This is a genomic window from Peribacillus asahii (assembly GCF_003570725.1).
Lineage (GTDB): Bacteria > Bacillota > Bacilli > Bacillales > DSM-1321 > Peribacillus > Peribacillus asahii.
Genome location: NZ_QWVS01000005.1, coordinates 1 through 15,810 on the forward strand (window position 1 = coordinate 1; position 15,810 = coordinate 15,810).

The window sequence follows — 15,810 nt, forward strand, 5'->3', positions numbered from 1 at the left end:
CTTTCTTCCGTTTCTGTCACATGGATGCCTTTTAGTTTCGCTTTATACGTGAGTTTTTGTTTGATTTTCCCTTGATTCCACAGGGACAGTTGTTGTCTTCTCACTTTGTTCTGTTTTCGTTTCTTTTGTTCGTTCTTCTTAGTCCCTTTTTCTATACCTGACACGTTTCCGATGACCAAATGCGTCACTTTTTCTGCTTCTAAAAAGGCGACAATATCTTTCGTCGTTTTATGTTCCAAGGCTTCGAGTTGATTTTTACTTGTTTGGCGTAGGCGATTTCTGGCGTCTTTGTACTTTTTCCATTGACGAGAGCCTTTTTTACAACGGGACATTTTCTTGCTTAAGTCCGCTAAAGCCTTGGCACGGAATTGAGAGATACTGCGCATCGCGCGTCCTGACAAGACAAGTGCTCGATCTTCGGTGGCCACCGTGACCGCATGAATTTCTCCTAAATCGCCACCTGCCACTTTCTTCTCATACGCAGACAAATCCTGTTCAGGAACTTGAACCGCATAACAAAACCAATAGGCTCCGTTCCGCCAGACAATTTCCGCATAGTTACATGCGTCTAAGTGTTCTTCTGATCGATTCGGGATGACGACCGATGTAGGTTGCTTCGGAGCCTTTTCGTTCCAGTTTTTCTTTTTCTTCTTCGTTAAAAGTTCAGAGAGGGAGAATCGATAGTCTACTTTTTTAATCGTGATGGTGTCTGTTGAAATGTCCATAGAAGCTTTTTTTAAGGGGATACAATAATAATATTTTCTTCGCCACGGATAGTTGGCTTTTTTATCCGTTTTTCTCAGCTGTCGAATCGTTTCACGGTTCGCCGCATACTTATCTGCAATGGCTTGAACCGTTTGCGAATGAAGGTTGTAGGTTTGTTTTCGAATCGCTTGAATCTCGGTTTTACTTACCCACTTTTTACAAGCAACATAATAGGAAGTAGCTTCCCGCACGATATCGTTCCAAACGGAGGCCGCTTCTCGTTGCATCGTTCTTAATTCTTTGTATAGGTTTCGATCATAAGGAATTTGAAAGGAATGAGTGACAAACAAATCGTTTTGCCTCCTTTCTCTTTTACTTACACTCATTATAGCAGAACATTCGTTCTCAACACAAGAATATATCCTATAAAAAATCGGTAATGACTACATTTGCGCCTTCTGCAGCAAATTTCATCGCCATCGCTTTACCAATACCGCTACCGCCTCCAGTTATAATGACCGTTTTCCCGTTCACAATATCTCCTCCCCCAAAAAATGATTTAGTAATAAATAAGAAAAAATAAATAGACAGACCTTACCCCCTCAATATGTTGTATACCAATTTTCCTATATACAACATATTGAACAGGGAGGCTGCCCTATTAACAACTATCTTTTCTTAATCTCAAAGGAAGATTTTACTTTTACTTCTCCTGCCTCGTTTACTGCCTCGGCTTGACAAATCCAGCGATCTTCTGTTTCCTCTACTACGCTGCCCTGAACAGTAATTTTTTCTCCCGGTCTTGTCATTGCTCTAAAACGACTAGAGAATTTTACAAGATCTTTTGTTGAAAACCATTGACTAATTGCTTGGCCAACAAACCCCTTAACCAGCATACCATGAGCGATTACATCACCTAATCCAGCAGATTCCGCAAATGGTACAACCGTATGAATAGGATTGAAATCTCCTGATGCTCCTGCATATCGAACAAGCTGTGAATGAGTAATTTCTTCTTTATGTAATGGTTCAAACTGATAACCGACTTCCATATAATCCCCTCCTAGTGTCTTTCGATAATAGTTGAACGGCTAATTAATACCGTTTCACCATTTTGATTTACAAACTCTTTTTTAATAATGTAAAAATCCATAGATGCTTTTGTATACACATTTTCAATGACACCCGTTACTGTAAGATCATCGCCTGGTTTCATTTCTCCTAAATATTCATACTCTTGTTCCCCGTGAAGAACCTTTTGTAGATTTAACCCTAATAGATCCTCCAACGTAGAGGTTTCTTCACCCATAAAATCAACCACAGTTGGAAATGTAGGTAAAACAAACTCTCCTTTTAGGGATTCCTCTCGCAAATCACCAATCGCAAAGGCTAGCTCTCTAAGCTTCCCTTTTTCGATTTTGAAATTATATGTATCCAATTTCATACCGACTTTCTCTTGTAGTCCTGTGCTCAAACTCTCCACTCCTTTTGTGTTTTTAGTATATTGTGAATTTACATTATATTCAATATATTGAATATATTGAATATATCTAGAATAATATTAATCTAGATATAAGTAAACAACGTTTTACACAAATTTATAAATTTTTATAAATTTAGAAATATTTTTACAAAAAAATTCAAGATGGACTAAGTCGGCACTTAACTCTCTCCAATAGGAATTCGGGAACTGGCTGCAAACATGGCGAACACTTTGTCTTAATTTTTCATAAAATTGACTCTTTTCTTTTATACTTATATTAGTCATAGATAGATGGATTTCCAAACCTTAAATAAGACCTCAATCTGCTAGCATAACGAATAGAGGGAGATGAAATGGTACTAAAAAGAGTATCCAATCTATTTTTTGCGGAGATAATGGAATATGAATCAAAGAAATGACCATCCTGATTCAGCTGCATACTGAATCAGGATGGTCATTTTTTGTTTTGTATATCATTTTCTGAACTTGATGGCTATGGAGTCTGCCTCTTTTTTAACACTATCTTTTCTTGATCTCAAAGGAAGATTTCACTTTTACTTCTCCTGCCTCGTTTACTGCCTCGGCTTGACAAATCCAGCGATCAGCTGTTTCATCTACTACGCTGCCCTGAACAGTAATTTTTTCTCCCGGCCTTGTCATTGCTCTAAAACGAGTAGAGAATTTCACAAGATCTTTTGTTGAAAACCATTGACCAATTGCCTGGCCAACAAACCCCTTAACCAGCATGCCATGAGCAATTACACCACCTAATCCAGCAGATTCCGCAAATGGTACAACCGTGTGAATAGGATTAAAATCTCCTGATGCTCCTGCATATCGAACAAGCTGTGAATGAGTGATTTCTTCTTTGTGTAATGGTTCAAACTGATAACCGATCTCCATATAAATCCCCTCCTAGTGTCTTTCGATAACAGTTGAACGGCTAATTAAGACCGTTTCACCATTTTGATTTACAAACTCTTTTTTGAGAATGACAAAATTCATAGCTGCTTTTGTATATACTTTTTCAACTACACCAGTTACTGTAATTTCATCACCTGGTTTAATTTCTCCTAAATATTCATACTCTTGTTCCCCATGAAGAACTTTTTTAACATTTAACCCCAATAGGTCAGATGTGGAAGCTCCTCCGCCCCAGAAATCAATCACAGTTGGAAAAGTGGGTAAAACCGCTTCTCCATTTAAGTATTCCTCCCGCAAATCACCAATTGCAAGTGCCAGTTCCTTAACTTTCCCCGCTTCTACTTTAAAGGTATACGTCTCTAATTTCATACCGATTTTCTCTTTTAGTCCTGTGCTCAAAATCTCCACTCCTTTTCTATATTATTAAGACAACTCTTTCCCTACGATAGATACGAAAGAGACACATTGCATAGGTGTTCCACCTAAATTGTGGGTGAGTCCAATCTTTGGATTATCTAATTGGCGTTTACCTGCACGGCCTTGAAATTGTAAATACATTTCGTATAGCATTCGTAAACCGCTAGCTCCAATCGGATGTCCAAATGATTTTAACCCTCCATCTGGATTAACCGGCAGTTCTCCACCCAGTTCAAAAACACCATTTAAAACGTCTTTCCAACCTTGTCCTCGTTCACTGAATCCTAAATCTTCATAAATGACCAATTCTGTAGGAGTAAAGCAGTCATGCACTTCCGCCATACTAATTTCTTTGCGCGGGTCTTTAATTCCCGCTTCACGATAGGCAGCTTGTGAAGATATAACATTTTCCTTAATGCTTGTAAAATCAAAGTCCTGACGTAAACGACCATCTCCAGGTCCCGCTGCAATCGATAGCGCTTTGACATACATCGGATCTTTTCTATATTTATGAGCATCCTCTGTTCGAACGATAATGGCAGCAGCCGCTCCATCTGCCACCCCGGAACAATCCATAATTCCAAGTGGGGCTGCGACCATCGGAGAGTTCGAAATTTTCTCCATTGGAACTTCATTCCGGTATTGAGCTTTAGGATTCAAGGAACCATTATAGTGATTTTTCCAAGCAATCCGCGATAGCACTTCTCTTCCTTGCTTTGCCGACAATCCATATTTTTCAAAATAGGCTGGGGCAAGGAAGGAAAAAGAAGCAGGGGCAGAAAAATTAGGTGCTGTTCCATCACTTGGCGGCTTAGGTGAATTCAATCCACTAAACCCTGAATCCTTCAGTTTTTCAACTCCGATTGCCAGTACGATATCATATGCACCTGAAGCCACTGCATAACAAGCATTTCGAAATGCTTCAGAGCCTGTTGCGCACATATTTTCTACTCTCGTAACTGGAATGAATTGTGTTTTTAACGGTCCCGAAAGAGTAATTCCTGCATATCCAGAAATCATCGTTCCTAACCACGCCGCTTCTATATCCGCTGGTTCAATACCGGCATCAGCGAATGCTTCATACGCAGCATCAACTAATAAATCATCAACACTTTTATCCCAATGCTCGGCAAATCTTGTACAGCCCATTCCAATAACGGCTACCTTATCGCTAATTCCCTTTCTGCTCATACTAGACACTCTCCTTTTGCCTAATTGGTCGGGCTTTCCAGAAATAATTACTGATCCCCCCAGCTTCATATAAACGTCTGAATGTCATCTCAACATTCATCCCAATTTCTATTTCTTTTGGATGACAATCGGTCACTTCGCAAATAATGCGCCCTCCTTTATCAAAGTCCACAACCGCTACAATCATTGGAGGAGCAGGTGAGGCAGCTAAATGATCGAGTGTATAAGTCATTACTTTAGCAGATTGCCCAACAAAGCGATAATCGTCCATTTCATCCTTTACTTGGCATTGGGTACAAATACGTTGCTTTGGAAATTGTGGTGTACCACAATTTCTGCACTTCGATCCAGTAAATGAAAGGTTTTGATGATATCCCCTATATAGAGCGGGAGCGGACGGACGATCTGTTTCTGGTCTTCTTGGCGGCTCTATTTCAAGAAGATTTCTCCATTTTAAATAATCACTATAAGACGTTTGATCGTTTTTCACCGTTAAATAACCTTGAACGCCCTTTCTTTTAGCAAGACGAGAAATGGCCTCTGTTACCTCTAGCAACATGACATCCAGTCCTTCTGCAAATGCTACGACAAGAAGTTTGTCCCCAGGCTTTGCTTCTTCTAATGCGGAAACGAGCATCATCGGAGCATGGGCATTTCCGGCAGCACCTACTGAATCAAATAAAGGGTCTTGTATTTGATTTTTTTGAAATCCAACGGCACTAGCCGCTTGTGTATGAGCACGTGTTCCTGGACCAGATATAATAACCTTGTTGATGGCATCAGCAGTACAATTGTTTTTTTCTAAAAAAGGCGTGACGACTTCTTTCACCTGTTTCAGAAATACAGTTGAACCTAAACGTTCCTCCCAATTTTGAGTAAACGAATCGGTTTGACTACGCCATTCACTAACTACCTCACCTTGTACACTACTTGCATCAATAATGTTAGCGATTACTTCCGATCCATGACCAATCAAGAAAGAAGCTGCTCCATCACCAAACCACTGTTCATTTTGTCCAGTAGGAGCACCTGTCCGACAATCTGAAGCAATAACAAGCGTTTGCTCAAATTCATTAGCTGCTAGCATCGCAGAGGTACCGCTTCTTAAGGAGGAAGTCGCTTCTATTCCTCGGACATTTTCTTTTAATTGTAATGCCGCAGCAATCGTTGAAACCGACCCTTTTTCCTTGTAAGGAGCACTCGTTGTTGCAAAATACACAGCATCAATTTCTTGCGAATTTGTTCCATGTAAACAATCAAGTGCAGCCTCAACCCCCATCGATACGCTGTCCTCATCATAGCCAGCAACAGCTTTTTCCCCACGATGCGCAGCTTTACCAAAGAACTCCCCAATTTTTTTTCGTTGGAGACGATTATACGGAATGTATGCTCCGTAGGAAATAATTCCTTTCATATGCCTGCTCCTCTCAATCTTCACTATCATTAGTGTGCAATTTTCGGATTATTATATAAAAGCTGAATAGCTATCAATCTATTAATTAAGCATGAACAGTTGGGACAGTTTTTAAATACTCTTTGTGTATTTGTGCGGCAATAATGTTCTTTTGAATTTCAGATGTTCCTTCATAAATTTTTGTAATACGAGCATCGCGATAATATCTTTCAATTGGATACTCTTTAATGTAGCCAATCCCACCGTGAATTTGAACCGCTTTGTCCGCGATGCGATTATAGATTTCTGAACCAAGAAGCTTCGCCATTGCTGCTTCCTTAATAACATTTATGCCTTGGTCAACCATCCATGCCACTCGATAGGTAACTGAACGCAATGTTTCGACATCCAATGCGATTTCAGCTAAATAATGCTGAATGACTTGCTGCTCAAAAATCGGTTTGCCAAACTGCTCACGCTCATGCGCATATTTGACAGATAATTCATACAATTTTTGACATGATCCGAGATTACGTGCTGCGAGTCCAGCTCGACCATTCGCAAGAATCTTCAGGGCATTTACATAACCCAGCCCTTCTACACCAAGAACATTTTCAACTGGAACTTCACAATCCTCAAAGAAAATTTCAGAGGAGTGGGAGCCTCGTAATCCCATTTTTTCTTCAGTTTTGCCAATGATAAGTCCTTTACTGCCTTTTTCTACAATGAAGGAAGTAATCCCTTTCGCGCCTTTACTTGGATCAGTAACGGCCATAACAGTAAATATATCGGCAATCGGCCCGTTTGTAATATAATGCTTAGAGCCATTAAGAATATATTTATCTCCTTTTCTCACGGCTCTCGTCTTTAAGGCAACGGCATTAGAACCTGCACTTGGTTCTGTTAAAGCAAACGCTCCAATCAAATCTCCTGAAGCCATACCCGGCAAATATTTTCTTTTTTGCTCCTCATTCCCCATCTCAACAATTCCAACTGAACCAATACCTGTATGAGCACCAATTACCGTTGTAAATCCATTAGATGTACGACCAATCTCTTCATAAATGCCACATTTGCCAACCATATCAATTCCTAGTCCACCGTATTTCTCTGGAATACTTAGACCAAATAGTCCGATTTCCTTACTCATTTTCATAATATGGTCTGGGATTTTATCTTCTCTTTCAATTTGATCAGCAACAGGGTCCACTGTATTATCGACAAAATCCCTGATTGATTTTTTCATTTCTACTAAATCAGATGATAAGTTAAAATCCATTCTCTAACACTCCTTTAAAATGATTAATCGTACTGCTAATACTTTTACAATTGATTCAGTTTTTCTTTGTATTCTTCAACAAGCCGGCGTCTTAATATTTTCCCAACTATTGTTTTAGGCAAAGCCTCCCGAAATTCAATAGCTCTTGGAATTTTATATCTTGCAATTCGACCCTCACACCAACTTAGCAATTCTTGTTCACTAATGTTTTCACCCTGTTTCAATATCACAATGGCTAACAGTTTTTCACCAAGATACGCATCAGGTACGCCAAACACACACGCTTCAGCTATCGCTGGATGCTGATAGAGCATTTCTTCCACTTCAGCTGGATAAATATTCAAGCCGCCTGCAATCACCATATCTTTTTTCCTGCCTACTATATAATAGTACCCATCTTTATCACGAACAGCTATGTCTCCTGTGTATAGCCAACCATCACGAATCGTAAGAGCTGTTTCCACAGATTTATTCCAATACCCTTTCATCACTTGTGGACCTTTCACGATAAGTTCACCACGTTCTCCAGTCGCTAACTCTCTCGTGCCTGTTTCAATATCTACTATTTTTGATTCTGTTAAAGGGACTGGAATGCCAACGCTGCCAATCTTTCTTTCTCCATCTACTGGAGTTCGGTGAGTGGATGTTGTTGCTTCTGATAAACCGTATCCCTCGAAAATATGTGCTCCGGATTTTCGCTCTAATTCTTTTAAAACTTCTACAGGAAGGGGGGCAGATCCGGAAATACAAATTTTGAAGCAGGATAAATCATTTTTCCCTAGGTTAGGATGATTAAGCAAAGCAATATACATCGTTGGAGAGCCTAACATCATTGTAGGTTTATATTGACTAATCGTTTGTAAAACTTTCGTCACTTCAAATTTTTCTACAATAATGTATGTAGCAGCAAATCGGACAGTATAATTCATATTTGTCATAGCCATAGCATGTGTCAGCGGTGCCACTCCTAATATGCGCTCTTCGCCTTCCTTCATGACCGATGAAACAACACTGCCCGATTGATGAATATTACTAATAATATTAAAGTGAGTTAACATAACCCCCTTAGATCTACCAGTTGTTCCACCCGTATACTGTAAAACAGCTACATCCTCATTTGGATTAATATTTAGTGGAGGAAGTGTACAGTTCTTTCCTTTTAATAGGATTTGATCCTTATTGCTTTCATCCTTTGTGAAAATGACATGTACGTTTTCAAAATCCTCAATTTTCTCTAGTTTTTCAGCTTGATTTCTACCGCAAATAAACAATTTCGGATTTGCGTCATCTAGCATATATTGGAGTTCAGATGTTTGATATAAAGGGTTAACTTGTACAACAATTCCACCTAAACGTTGAGTAGCATAATAAGAAATCATATAGTGAATCCCATTCGGTAACATTAACCCGATTCGATCACCTTTTTGAATTCCTTTTTCATATAGAACGGAAGCGAAAGCATCAATCGTTTCCTTTAGCTCGCTATAACTCAATTTAATTTCACCATCTATTACCGCCACTTGATTAGGATATTTGGCCGCAGTTTGTTCTAACATTTCATAAAGGGTCAGGAGAGAAAAGTTATCAAGATTAATCAAAGCATTTTACCCCTTTCACTTAAACTTTTCTTTCATATTGTTCTTTTACCTGATCTGAATGTTGTCCAAACTTTGGTGGAGCTGTGTAATAGTCTTCAATAGCTGGATATTTCGTTGCTGTATATCGTATCCCTTCTTTTTCAACAATAAGTCCTCTTTCTTGGCTAAATGGATGATTATATAATTCACCAGTTTCTAGAACAGGAGCTAAGCAGCAATCTACTTGGTGAGAAAACTGCGTCCATTCGGCCAATGTTCTATTAGCGAATACTTCCTTCATTTCGTTAAATACAGGATTACTTGGTTGAGCTAGTGAAAAATGTTCTGAAATCCAATGTTCTTTATTCAAAGCTGTACAGAAATTCCTCCAAAATTTCGCTTCCAAAGCTCCTAAACTCACAAATCTGCTATCTTTTGTTTCATATAAGAAATAGCAGACGTATTTATTATTAAGCTTTGAAACACCGTGCTGCTCCCCTGTGGCATGTTCGATTACAATATGATTGGACATAAGGGCGAACAGAGAGTCTATAATCGATAGATCAATATAAGAACCTTCCCCTGTTCTTAGTTTTTTCACTAATGCGCCTAAAATGGCTTCACTAGCGGATATCCCTCCTACAAAATCTGCTATTGTCGTACTCGGTTGCACTGGACGTCCTTTTTCATCCTTTAACTGCGCAAGCAGCCCGCTTATCGACATATAGTTAATGTCATGTCCACCTAAATGACTCATTGACCCTGTTTGGCCATAGCCTGAAAGGGAACAGTAAATAATATCTTTTTTCACTTGAATTGCCTGTTCATAACCAATTCCAAGCCGATCTGTCACTCCTGGGCGAAAGCTTTCAAGGACAACGTCTGCTTCACTAATGAGATTTAAGGCATTCTTTCGATCTATAGGATCCTTTAAATTTAATACGACGCTTTTTTTATTTCGATTTTGTGTTAAAAAAACAAAACCATTTCCATTTATTCCAGCAGAAGCTCGAGAAGGATCTCCTTGAGGCGATTCGACCTTAATGACTTCGGCCCCCATATCTACTAAACGTAAGGTTGCATGAGGTCCTGGAAGATACTGAGAAAAATCGATAACACGTATTCCTTCTAACATGTAATCCCCCTTATCTTTTTAATAACAATTATGAGCTTGAAACAATATACGCGCTCAAGCTCATAACTGCTAAAATTATTTAGCATTATACTAATGGCTCATACGGGAATACGTCAGCACTTACTTCAAGCGGAGTAAAACTAGATTGTAAGGATCCTTTAATCGAACTTAGGCTATCGATGGACCAGCCTTCTGCATTATAAACAGAACGAACTGGGCGCGGCTGTGAAAAGACCATAATTTCCTTACCTCTAACACCGAAAATTTGGCCGGAAACATCAGCCGCTTCATCCGAACTTAAGAAAGCAACTAATGGTGCAATATGAGCTGGGGATAGTTGCTTAAGTTTATCGACTCTAGCCTTTTGGTCGTCTGTCTCAGTCGGAATGGAACCAATTAATCGACTCCACGCAAACGGTGCGACCGCATTAGCTGTTACATTATAGCGGGCCATATCTAACGCTGTTATTCTATTAAGACCCGCAATCCCTAATTTTGCTGCAGCGTAGTTTGCTTGACCAACATTACCAATTAAGCCTGATGTAGATGTAAAGTTAATGAAGCGGCCGCTTTTTTGTTCTTTAAAATATGGAGCGGCTGCTCTTGTCATATTAAATGAACCTTTTAGATGTACGGCAATAACAGCATCCCATTCCTCTTCACTCATTTTGAACAGCATGCGATCTCGTAAAATACCAGCATTATTGACAACAATATCGATACGGCCAAACTCCGTTAATGCCGTTTCTACAATTTTTGTAGCGCTTTCATATTCAGAAACCGAATCATAATTGGCTACAGCTTCTCCACCTAGTTCTCTAATTTCTCGAACTACTTCATCCGCTACTTTTGTATCGTTCCCATTTCCATCAGATCCACCGCCCAAGTCATTGACAACGACCTTTGCTCCTTCTTTAGCCATTAATAACGCGATATCTCGACCAATTCCACGACCTGAACCTGTAACAACTGCAACCTTATTTTCTAATTTTTTCATTATAATCCATCCCTTCAAATTGTTATTTTTTATAAGCCTAATTGTTTTGAAATAATGACCTTCATAATTTCATTGGAGCCGGCAAAGATTGAAGTAACCGGAATATCTCGATAACGGCGAGCAATCTTGTACTCTTCCATATAGCCATACCCTCCGTGCAGCTGCATACATTCTGTCGCCACACGTTTTGCCATATCTGTAATCCACCATTTGGCCATGGATACTTGAGTCACTATATCTTCTGAATTGATATGTTTGGCAATTAAATCATTAACAAAGGTGCGGCCAATTTGAACTTCTGTAGCCATTTCAGCAATTTTAAACTGTGTATTTTGAAACTTACTAATTGACCGTCCAAAGGCTTCGCGCTCTTTTACATATTGAATCGTTAGTTGAAGCATGTCTTCAGCTGCTACAAGAGCATTAAGAGAGGCAATTAATCTTTCCTGTTGCAGCTTAGTCATTAAGTAGGAAAAACCTTTTCCTTCTTCTCCCAGAAGATTAGAAACCGGAACTCTAGCATTCTCAAAAATGAGTTCAGCTGTGTCTTGACTATGCATACCTACCTTATTTAATTTACGCCCTCTAGAGAAACCTAACGTATCTCTCTCCACGAGCAATAAACTAACCCCTTTATGCGGCGGTGATGCCTTTGGATCTGTTTTACAAGCAACGATAATTAAGTCTGAATGAATGCCATTTGTAATAAATGTTTTTTGTCCATTAATGACATAGTGGTCACCATCTTTAATTGCTGTTGTACGAATGCTGGCTAAATCTGAGCCCGCCCCTGGTTCAGTCATGGCAATAGCTGTTATGATTTCACCGCTTACACAGCCAGGAAGGTATTTTCTTTTTTGTTCTTCTGTACCAAATGACGCGATATAAGGAACAATAATGTTACTATGTGTACCAATTCCCGTTAATCCTGCACCTACTCTTGCTAACTCTTCTCCTAAGATAGCGGAAAAGGCAAAATCCGTACCTAAACCGCCATATTCTTCACTTACCCATGGACAAATGAATCCTTTTTCACCCATCTTCTCCCAAAAGGATCTTGGGATAATACGATCCGCTTCCCACTGATCAAAAAAAGGCACCGCTTCTTTTTCGAGAAACTTTCTAAGCGAATCACGAAACATAACATGCTCATCTGTAAAAATAGAAGTCTGAACTTTTTGATTGTTTAAAACAGCAGATTCTTTCATGCTTTCCCTCCCTTTTATACTATTAATAGTCGGTCAACATCCTGTTATATCATTTAAGCTTTCACAGATAGGCTTTGCTCAAATTCATGAGAAAGTGCTTCACGAAAATCGGGATGTGCTATATGAATTAAAGCTTTTGCTCTTTCAGTGAGTGATTTCCCAAACAATTTAGCAATTCCATATTCAGTCACAACATAATCGATTTCAGATTTGATGGACGTAACGTATGGAAGCTTAATTTTAATGCGGGATTCAGTTCCTCTCTTCGCTGTAGAAGGAAGTGCTATGATAGCCTTTCCACCTTTTGAGAGCCTCGCTCCATGAATGAAATCCATTTGGCCGCCAACGCCAGCTACTGGATAACTGCTAACTTGCTCAGCGTTAATTTGACCAAATATATCAACTTCAAGAGCTGAATTGATAGAATGGAAATTACTTATTTTTGAAATAATTGCAGCATTGTGAGTATAATCTGTGGGGAACAATTGTATGTTTGGATTCTGATGGGCATATTTATATAATGTTTCTGTACCAGTTAACGTTGTACACACTGTTTTGTAAGGATTAATCTCTTTCCGCTCATTTGTAATCACACCAAGATCAATCAACTCTGTAACGGGATCGGTGATTGATCCTGAATGAACACCTAATCCTTTTTTTGATGTAAGAGATAGTAAAACGCTCTTTGCAATCTTACCAAGTCCTACTTGAATCGTTGCATAGTCTGGTATAAGTTCTGCAACGTATTTTCCAATTGTCAGCTCCTCATCAGATGGATTTCCATCAGGAACACTAAGCAGTGGTCGATTAGAAACAACAAAATGATCAATTTCTGATACATGTACAAGAGTATCTCCGGAAGTAAGCGGAAGTTGGTTATTCACTTGCGCAATGACGACCGTTGCTTGCTTAATCAATGTTTGTACAGCATCTACGGATATACCTAGGTTGCAATATCCTTCATCATTTGGAGGTGAAACTTGTATAAGAGCTATATCTATGTTCTCTTGATGAATCCAGCGCGGAATTTCTGAAAGATTCACAGGAACATAGTCGCACACTTGATTTAAGAATGCACTTTTTAAAAGAGAAGAGCTTAAAAAGGTACGAATTTTAAAATGTGAGTGGCAATCTGGATCTGCATATAAACATGGACTGCCAATCACAAGATTGTATAGAAATACATCTTGTAAACGCCTTTTTTGCTGCACCAATTCTTCTACTAACGTTTGTGGCTCATTGCAAAAAGGGGCGAGAAATACTTTATGACCTGACTGTATCCGATTGATTGCTTGCTCGACACTCGTTAGTCTAGCATTGTATATAGTCTGCCACTCTTTCATTTTCATGCTTATTCATCTCCGTCATCTTCAATAGTAAATAAGGGGATACTTGTTGTTTTACTAAACTTGTAAATTTTCAACAATAGTTGTTATGCCTAAACCACCACCAATACAAAATGTAACTAATCCGTACTTTTCTCCACGTCGTTCCATTTCATGAAGCAGCTTTGTCATAAGTACTCCACCGGTACCTCCTAGTGGATGCCCTAAAGCAATGGCACCTCCGTTGACGTTTACTCGATTTATATCCAATTCTAGTTCTTTAATAACAGCCAGCGATTGAGCAGCAAAGGCCTCATTCAATTCGATTAAACCAATATCATCTAATGTTAACCCCGCTTGTTTCAATGCTTTGCGCGTGGCAGGTGCAGGTCCGATTCCCATAATTTCTGGCGATACACCGGCGACAGCCTGAGCAATAATTTTAGCTTTTGGTTTCTTTTCATAGCGTTCAGCCGCTTCCTCCGACATGAGTAGTACAACTCCTGCCCCATCGTTACGACCACTTGTATTTCCTGCAGTGACCGTCCCATTTTCTTTAAAAACGGGCTTTAACTGAGATAACTTTTCCATGCTCGTTGCTCTTGGATGTTCATCGACCTTAAACTCTATCGTTCCTTTTTTTATTTTGACTTCAAAAGGAACAATTTGATCGGTAAATAAACCTGTAGAAATCGCTCTTTGAGCATTTTCTTGACTCCTAAGTGCAAATTCATCTTGTTCTGTTCGAGATATAGAGTATTGTTCAGCTAAATTCTCTGCTGTCATCCCCATCGTTAAATGGCCGTAAGTTTCAATCGGCTGTGCTCGGGGCTGACTTTCCGTATTTGAATCAAGAATTTCAGCATTTCCTACTCCAAACCCATATCGAGCATTTCGAAGATAGTATGGTGCTGTACTCATACTTTCAGCACCGCCAGCAATGATAATATCTGATAATCCGCACATAATTTGTTGTGCACCATTATTCATTGCTTGAATTCCAGAGCCACATTGACGATGAACCGTGTATCCAGTTACTTCAATAGGAAGCCCAGCACGTAAAAGGGCCAAACGAGCTAAATTAGGAGCATCTGTACTTTGTTTTGCTTGACCAAGAATTACTTCATCTACATGACTTTTATCGATTCCAGTACGAACCAAAATTTCGTCTAACACTTTGGCCGCTAAATAATCCACCTCGATATCTTTTAACGTTCCTCCCATACGCCCTACTGCAGTACGGACAGAATCAATAATGACGGCATTTCTCATATTAAGTTCTCCTATTCTTATCTTTATAGTATAGTTTATATTCGACTTGAAAGACTTTTAGCAAAAGGACTCACGTTTACTAGTTCATCGAAATTAAGATTTGTCTCGCATCCCATTCGTATAAGCATATTTACTAATTCCTCTGTCGCAACATTACCCGTTGCTCCTGGGGAATAGGGACAACCGCCAAGACCTCCAATGGAACTATCAAATTTTGTAATTCCTGCCTGTATGGCAGCAATTACATTCACTAGCGCCATTTTTTCTGTATCATGGAAATGTCCAACAAACGTAGTATCCGGATATAAATCTCGTAATCTGGAAAAACGCTCATACACCATCTTTGGATCTGCTTGTCCATTCGTGTCTCCTACATCAATTTCATCTGCTCCAAGCTGTATAAAGCGGTCACAAACTTCTTTCACTTCATCAAATGTCACTTCACCTTGGAATGGGCAAGTAAAGGCCATCGATATATAAGCACGAATGAACATTCCTTCTTGCTTTGCTCTAGCAAACATCGGCTCGCATTCAGCTAAAGATTCTGAAGTAGTTTTATTAATATTCCTTTTATTAAATTCGGAACTTGCTCCAATAAAAACGGCCATTTGCGGGACTGTTGCAGCAATCGCTCTCTCCAAAGCTTTCATATTTGGAGTTAGAGCGATATAGGTAATCCCAAGCTCATTACAATAACGAGCAATTTCTTCACAATCAGCCATTTGCGGAACCCACTTTGGATGTACAAAGGATGTTGTTTCCATGCGCAAGAATCCTGCTTTAGCGAGCCTTGCAATTAGTTCCTTTTTTTGTTCTGTTGATATAGCTAGCGGTTCGTTTTGCAAACCATCACGTGGTCCAACTTCAATAATTTCAACTTCCTTAGGAATAAACAAAGGATCAT

15 protein-coding genes and 1 pseudogene are annotated in these 15,810 nt (G+C 39.3%); all 16 read right to left on the reverse strand.

What is annotated here, in order from left to right; genetic code table 11:
* Positions 1-1,055: transposase (locus D1953_RS03615; RefSeq protein WP_119115807.1), on the reverse strand; the 1,055-nt coding region annotated here is incomplete at its 3' end.
* An 85-nt stretch (positions 1,056-1,140) separates the two neighbouring features.
* Positions 1,141-1,239: pseudogene (locus D1953_RS03620) on the reverse strand (SDR family NAD(P)-dependent oxidoreductase); the annotation flags it as partial.
* 134 nt (positions 1,240-1,373) lie between these two features.
* Complete coding sequence (locus D1953_RS03625) at positions 1,374-1,757, reverse strand: MaoC/PaaZ C-terminal domain-containing protein (protein WP_119115808.1); 384 nt, start codon at positions 1,755-1,757, stop codon at positions 1,374-1,376.
* Between the two features lie 11 nt (positions 1,758-1,768).
* Complete coding sequence (locus D1953_RS03630) at positions 1,769-2,179, reverse strand: FAS1-like dehydratase domain-containing protein (protein WP_119115809.1); 411 nt, start codon at positions 2,177-2,179, stop codon at positions 1,769-1,771.
* Between the two features lie 528 nt (positions 2,180-2,707).
* Positions 2,708-3,091 carry a MaoC/PaaZ C-terminal domain-containing protein gene (locus D1953_RS03635; protein WP_119115810.1) on the reverse strand — a complete coding sequence of 128 codons (384 nt, stop codon included), beginning with the start codon at positions 3,089-3,091 and terminating at the stop codon, positions 2,708-2,710.
* A 12-nt stretch (positions 3,092-3,103) separates the two neighbouring features.
* Positions 3,104-3,511, reverse strand: a complete 408-nt coding sequence (locus D1953_RS03640; RefSeq protein WP_119115811.1) for an FAS1-like dehydratase domain-containing protein — start codon at positions 3,509-3,511, stop codon at positions 3,104-3,106.
* A 24-nt stretch (positions 3,512-3,535) separates the two neighbouring features.
* On the reverse strand, positions 3,536-4,720 hold the full coding sequence (locus tag D1953_RS03645; RefSeq protein ID WP_119115812.1) for an acetyl-CoA acetyltransferase: 1,185 nt from the start codon (positions 4,718-4,720) through the stop codon (positions 3,536-3,538).
* 1 nt (position 4,721) lies between these two features.
* Positions 4,722-6,134: an OB-fold domain-containing protein gene (locus D1953_RS03650; protein ID WP_119115813.1), complete on the reverse strand. Its 1,413-nt coding sequence runs from the start codon at positions 6,132-6,134 to the stop codon at positions 4,722-4,724.
* Between the two features lie 85 nt (positions 6,135-6,219).
* Positions 6,220-7,392, reverse strand: a complete 1,173-nt coding sequence (locus tag D1953_RS03655) for an acyl-CoA dehydrogenase family protein (protein ID WP_119115814.1) — start codon at positions 7,390-7,392, stop codon at positions 6,220-6,222.
* Between the two features lie 44 nt (positions 7,393-7,436).
* Positions 7,437-8,990, reverse strand: a complete 1,554-nt coding sequence (locus D1953_RS03660; RefSeq protein WP_245979890.1) for a long-chain-fatty-acid--CoA ligase — start codon at positions 8,988-8,990, stop codon at positions 7,437-7,439.
* Between the two features lie 19 nt (positions 8,991-9,009).
* Positions 9,010-10,104, reverse strand: coding sequence for a CaiB/BaiF CoA transferase family protein (locus D1953_RS03665; RefSeq protein ID WP_119115815.1), 1,095 nt, complete (start codon positions 10,102-10,104; stop codon positions 9,010-9,012).
* A gap of 85 nt (positions 10,105-10,189) precedes the next feature.
* The gene (locus tag D1953_RS03670) at positions 10,190-11,101 is read right to left on the reverse strand and encodes an SDR family NAD(P)-dependent oxidoreductase (RefSeq protein WP_119115816.1); all 912 of its coding nucleotides are present in this window, start codon (positions 11,099-11,101) and stop codon (positions 10,190-10,192) included.
* A gap of 29 nt (positions 11,102-11,130) precedes the next feature.
* On the reverse strand, positions 11,131-12,309 hold the full coding sequence (locus D1953_RS03675) for an acyl-CoA dehydrogenase family protein (RefSeq protein ID WP_119115817.1): 1,179 nt from the start codon (positions 12,307-12,309) through the stop codon (positions 11,131-11,133).
* A gap of 53 nt (positions 12,310-12,362) precedes the next feature.
* Positions 12,363-13,658 carry an acetyl-CoA hydrolase/transferase family protein gene (locus D1953_RS03680; protein ID WP_119115818.1) on the reverse strand — a complete coding sequence of 432 codons (1,296 nt, stop codon included), beginning with the start codon at positions 13,656-13,658 and terminating at the stop codon, positions 12,363-12,365.
* Positions 13,659-13,712: 54 nt separating this feature from the next.
* Positions 13,713-14,906, reverse strand: coding sequence for a thiolase family protein (locus D1953_RS03685; RefSeq protein WP_119115819.1), 1,194 nt, complete (start codon positions 14,904-14,906; stop codon positions 13,713-13,715).
* A gap of 35 nt (positions 14,907-14,941) precedes the next feature.
* On the reverse strand, positions 14,942-15,802 hold the full coding sequence (locus D1953_RS03690) for a hydroxymethylglutaryl-CoA lyase (protein WP_119115820.1): 861 nt from the start codon (positions 15,800-15,802) through the stop codon (positions 14,942-14,944).
* Positions 15,803-15,810: the final 8 nt, after the last annotated feature.

Coding starts and splice junctions, on each gene's coding strand:
- D1953_RS03635 (WP_119115810.1), bottom strand. CDS start 3,091: ATGGAGATCGGTTATCAGTTTGAACCATTACACAAAGAAGAAATCACT.
- D1953_RS03680 (WP_119115818.1), bottom strand. CDS start 13,658: ATGAAAATGAAAGAGTGGCAGACTATATACAATGCTAGACTAACGAGT.
- D1953_RS03665 (WP_119115815.1), bottom strand. CDS start 10,104: ATGTTAGAAGGAATACGTGTTATCGATTTTTCTCAGTATCTTCCAGGA.
- D1953_RS03625 (WP_119115808.1), bottom strand. CDS start 1,757: ATGGAAGTCGGTTATCAGTTTGAACCATTACATAAAGAAGAAATTACT.
- D1953_RS03655 (WP_119115814.1), bottom strand. CDS start 7,392: ATGGATTTTAACTTATCATCTGATTTAGTAGAAATGAAAAAATCAATC.
- D1953_RS03685 (WP_119115819.1), bottom strand. CDS start 14,906: ATGAGAAATGCCGTCATTATTGATTCTGTCCGTACTGCAGTAGGGCGT.
- D1953_RS03650 (WP_119115813.1), bottom strand. CDS start 6,134: ATGAAAGGAATTATTTCCTACGGAGCATACATTCCGTATAATCGTCTC.
- D1953_RS03645 (WP_119115812.1), bottom strand. CDS start 4,720: ATGAGCAGAAAGGGAATTAGCGATAAGGTAGCCGTTATTGGAATGGGC.
- D1953_RS03670 (WP_119115816.1), bottom strand. CDS start 11,101: ATGAAAAAATTAGAAAATAAGGTTGCAGTTGTTACAGGTTCAGGTCGT.
- D1953_RS03675 (WP_119115817.1), bottom strand. CDS start 12,309: ATGAAAGAATCTGCTGTTTTAAACAATCAAAAAGTTCAGACTTCTATT.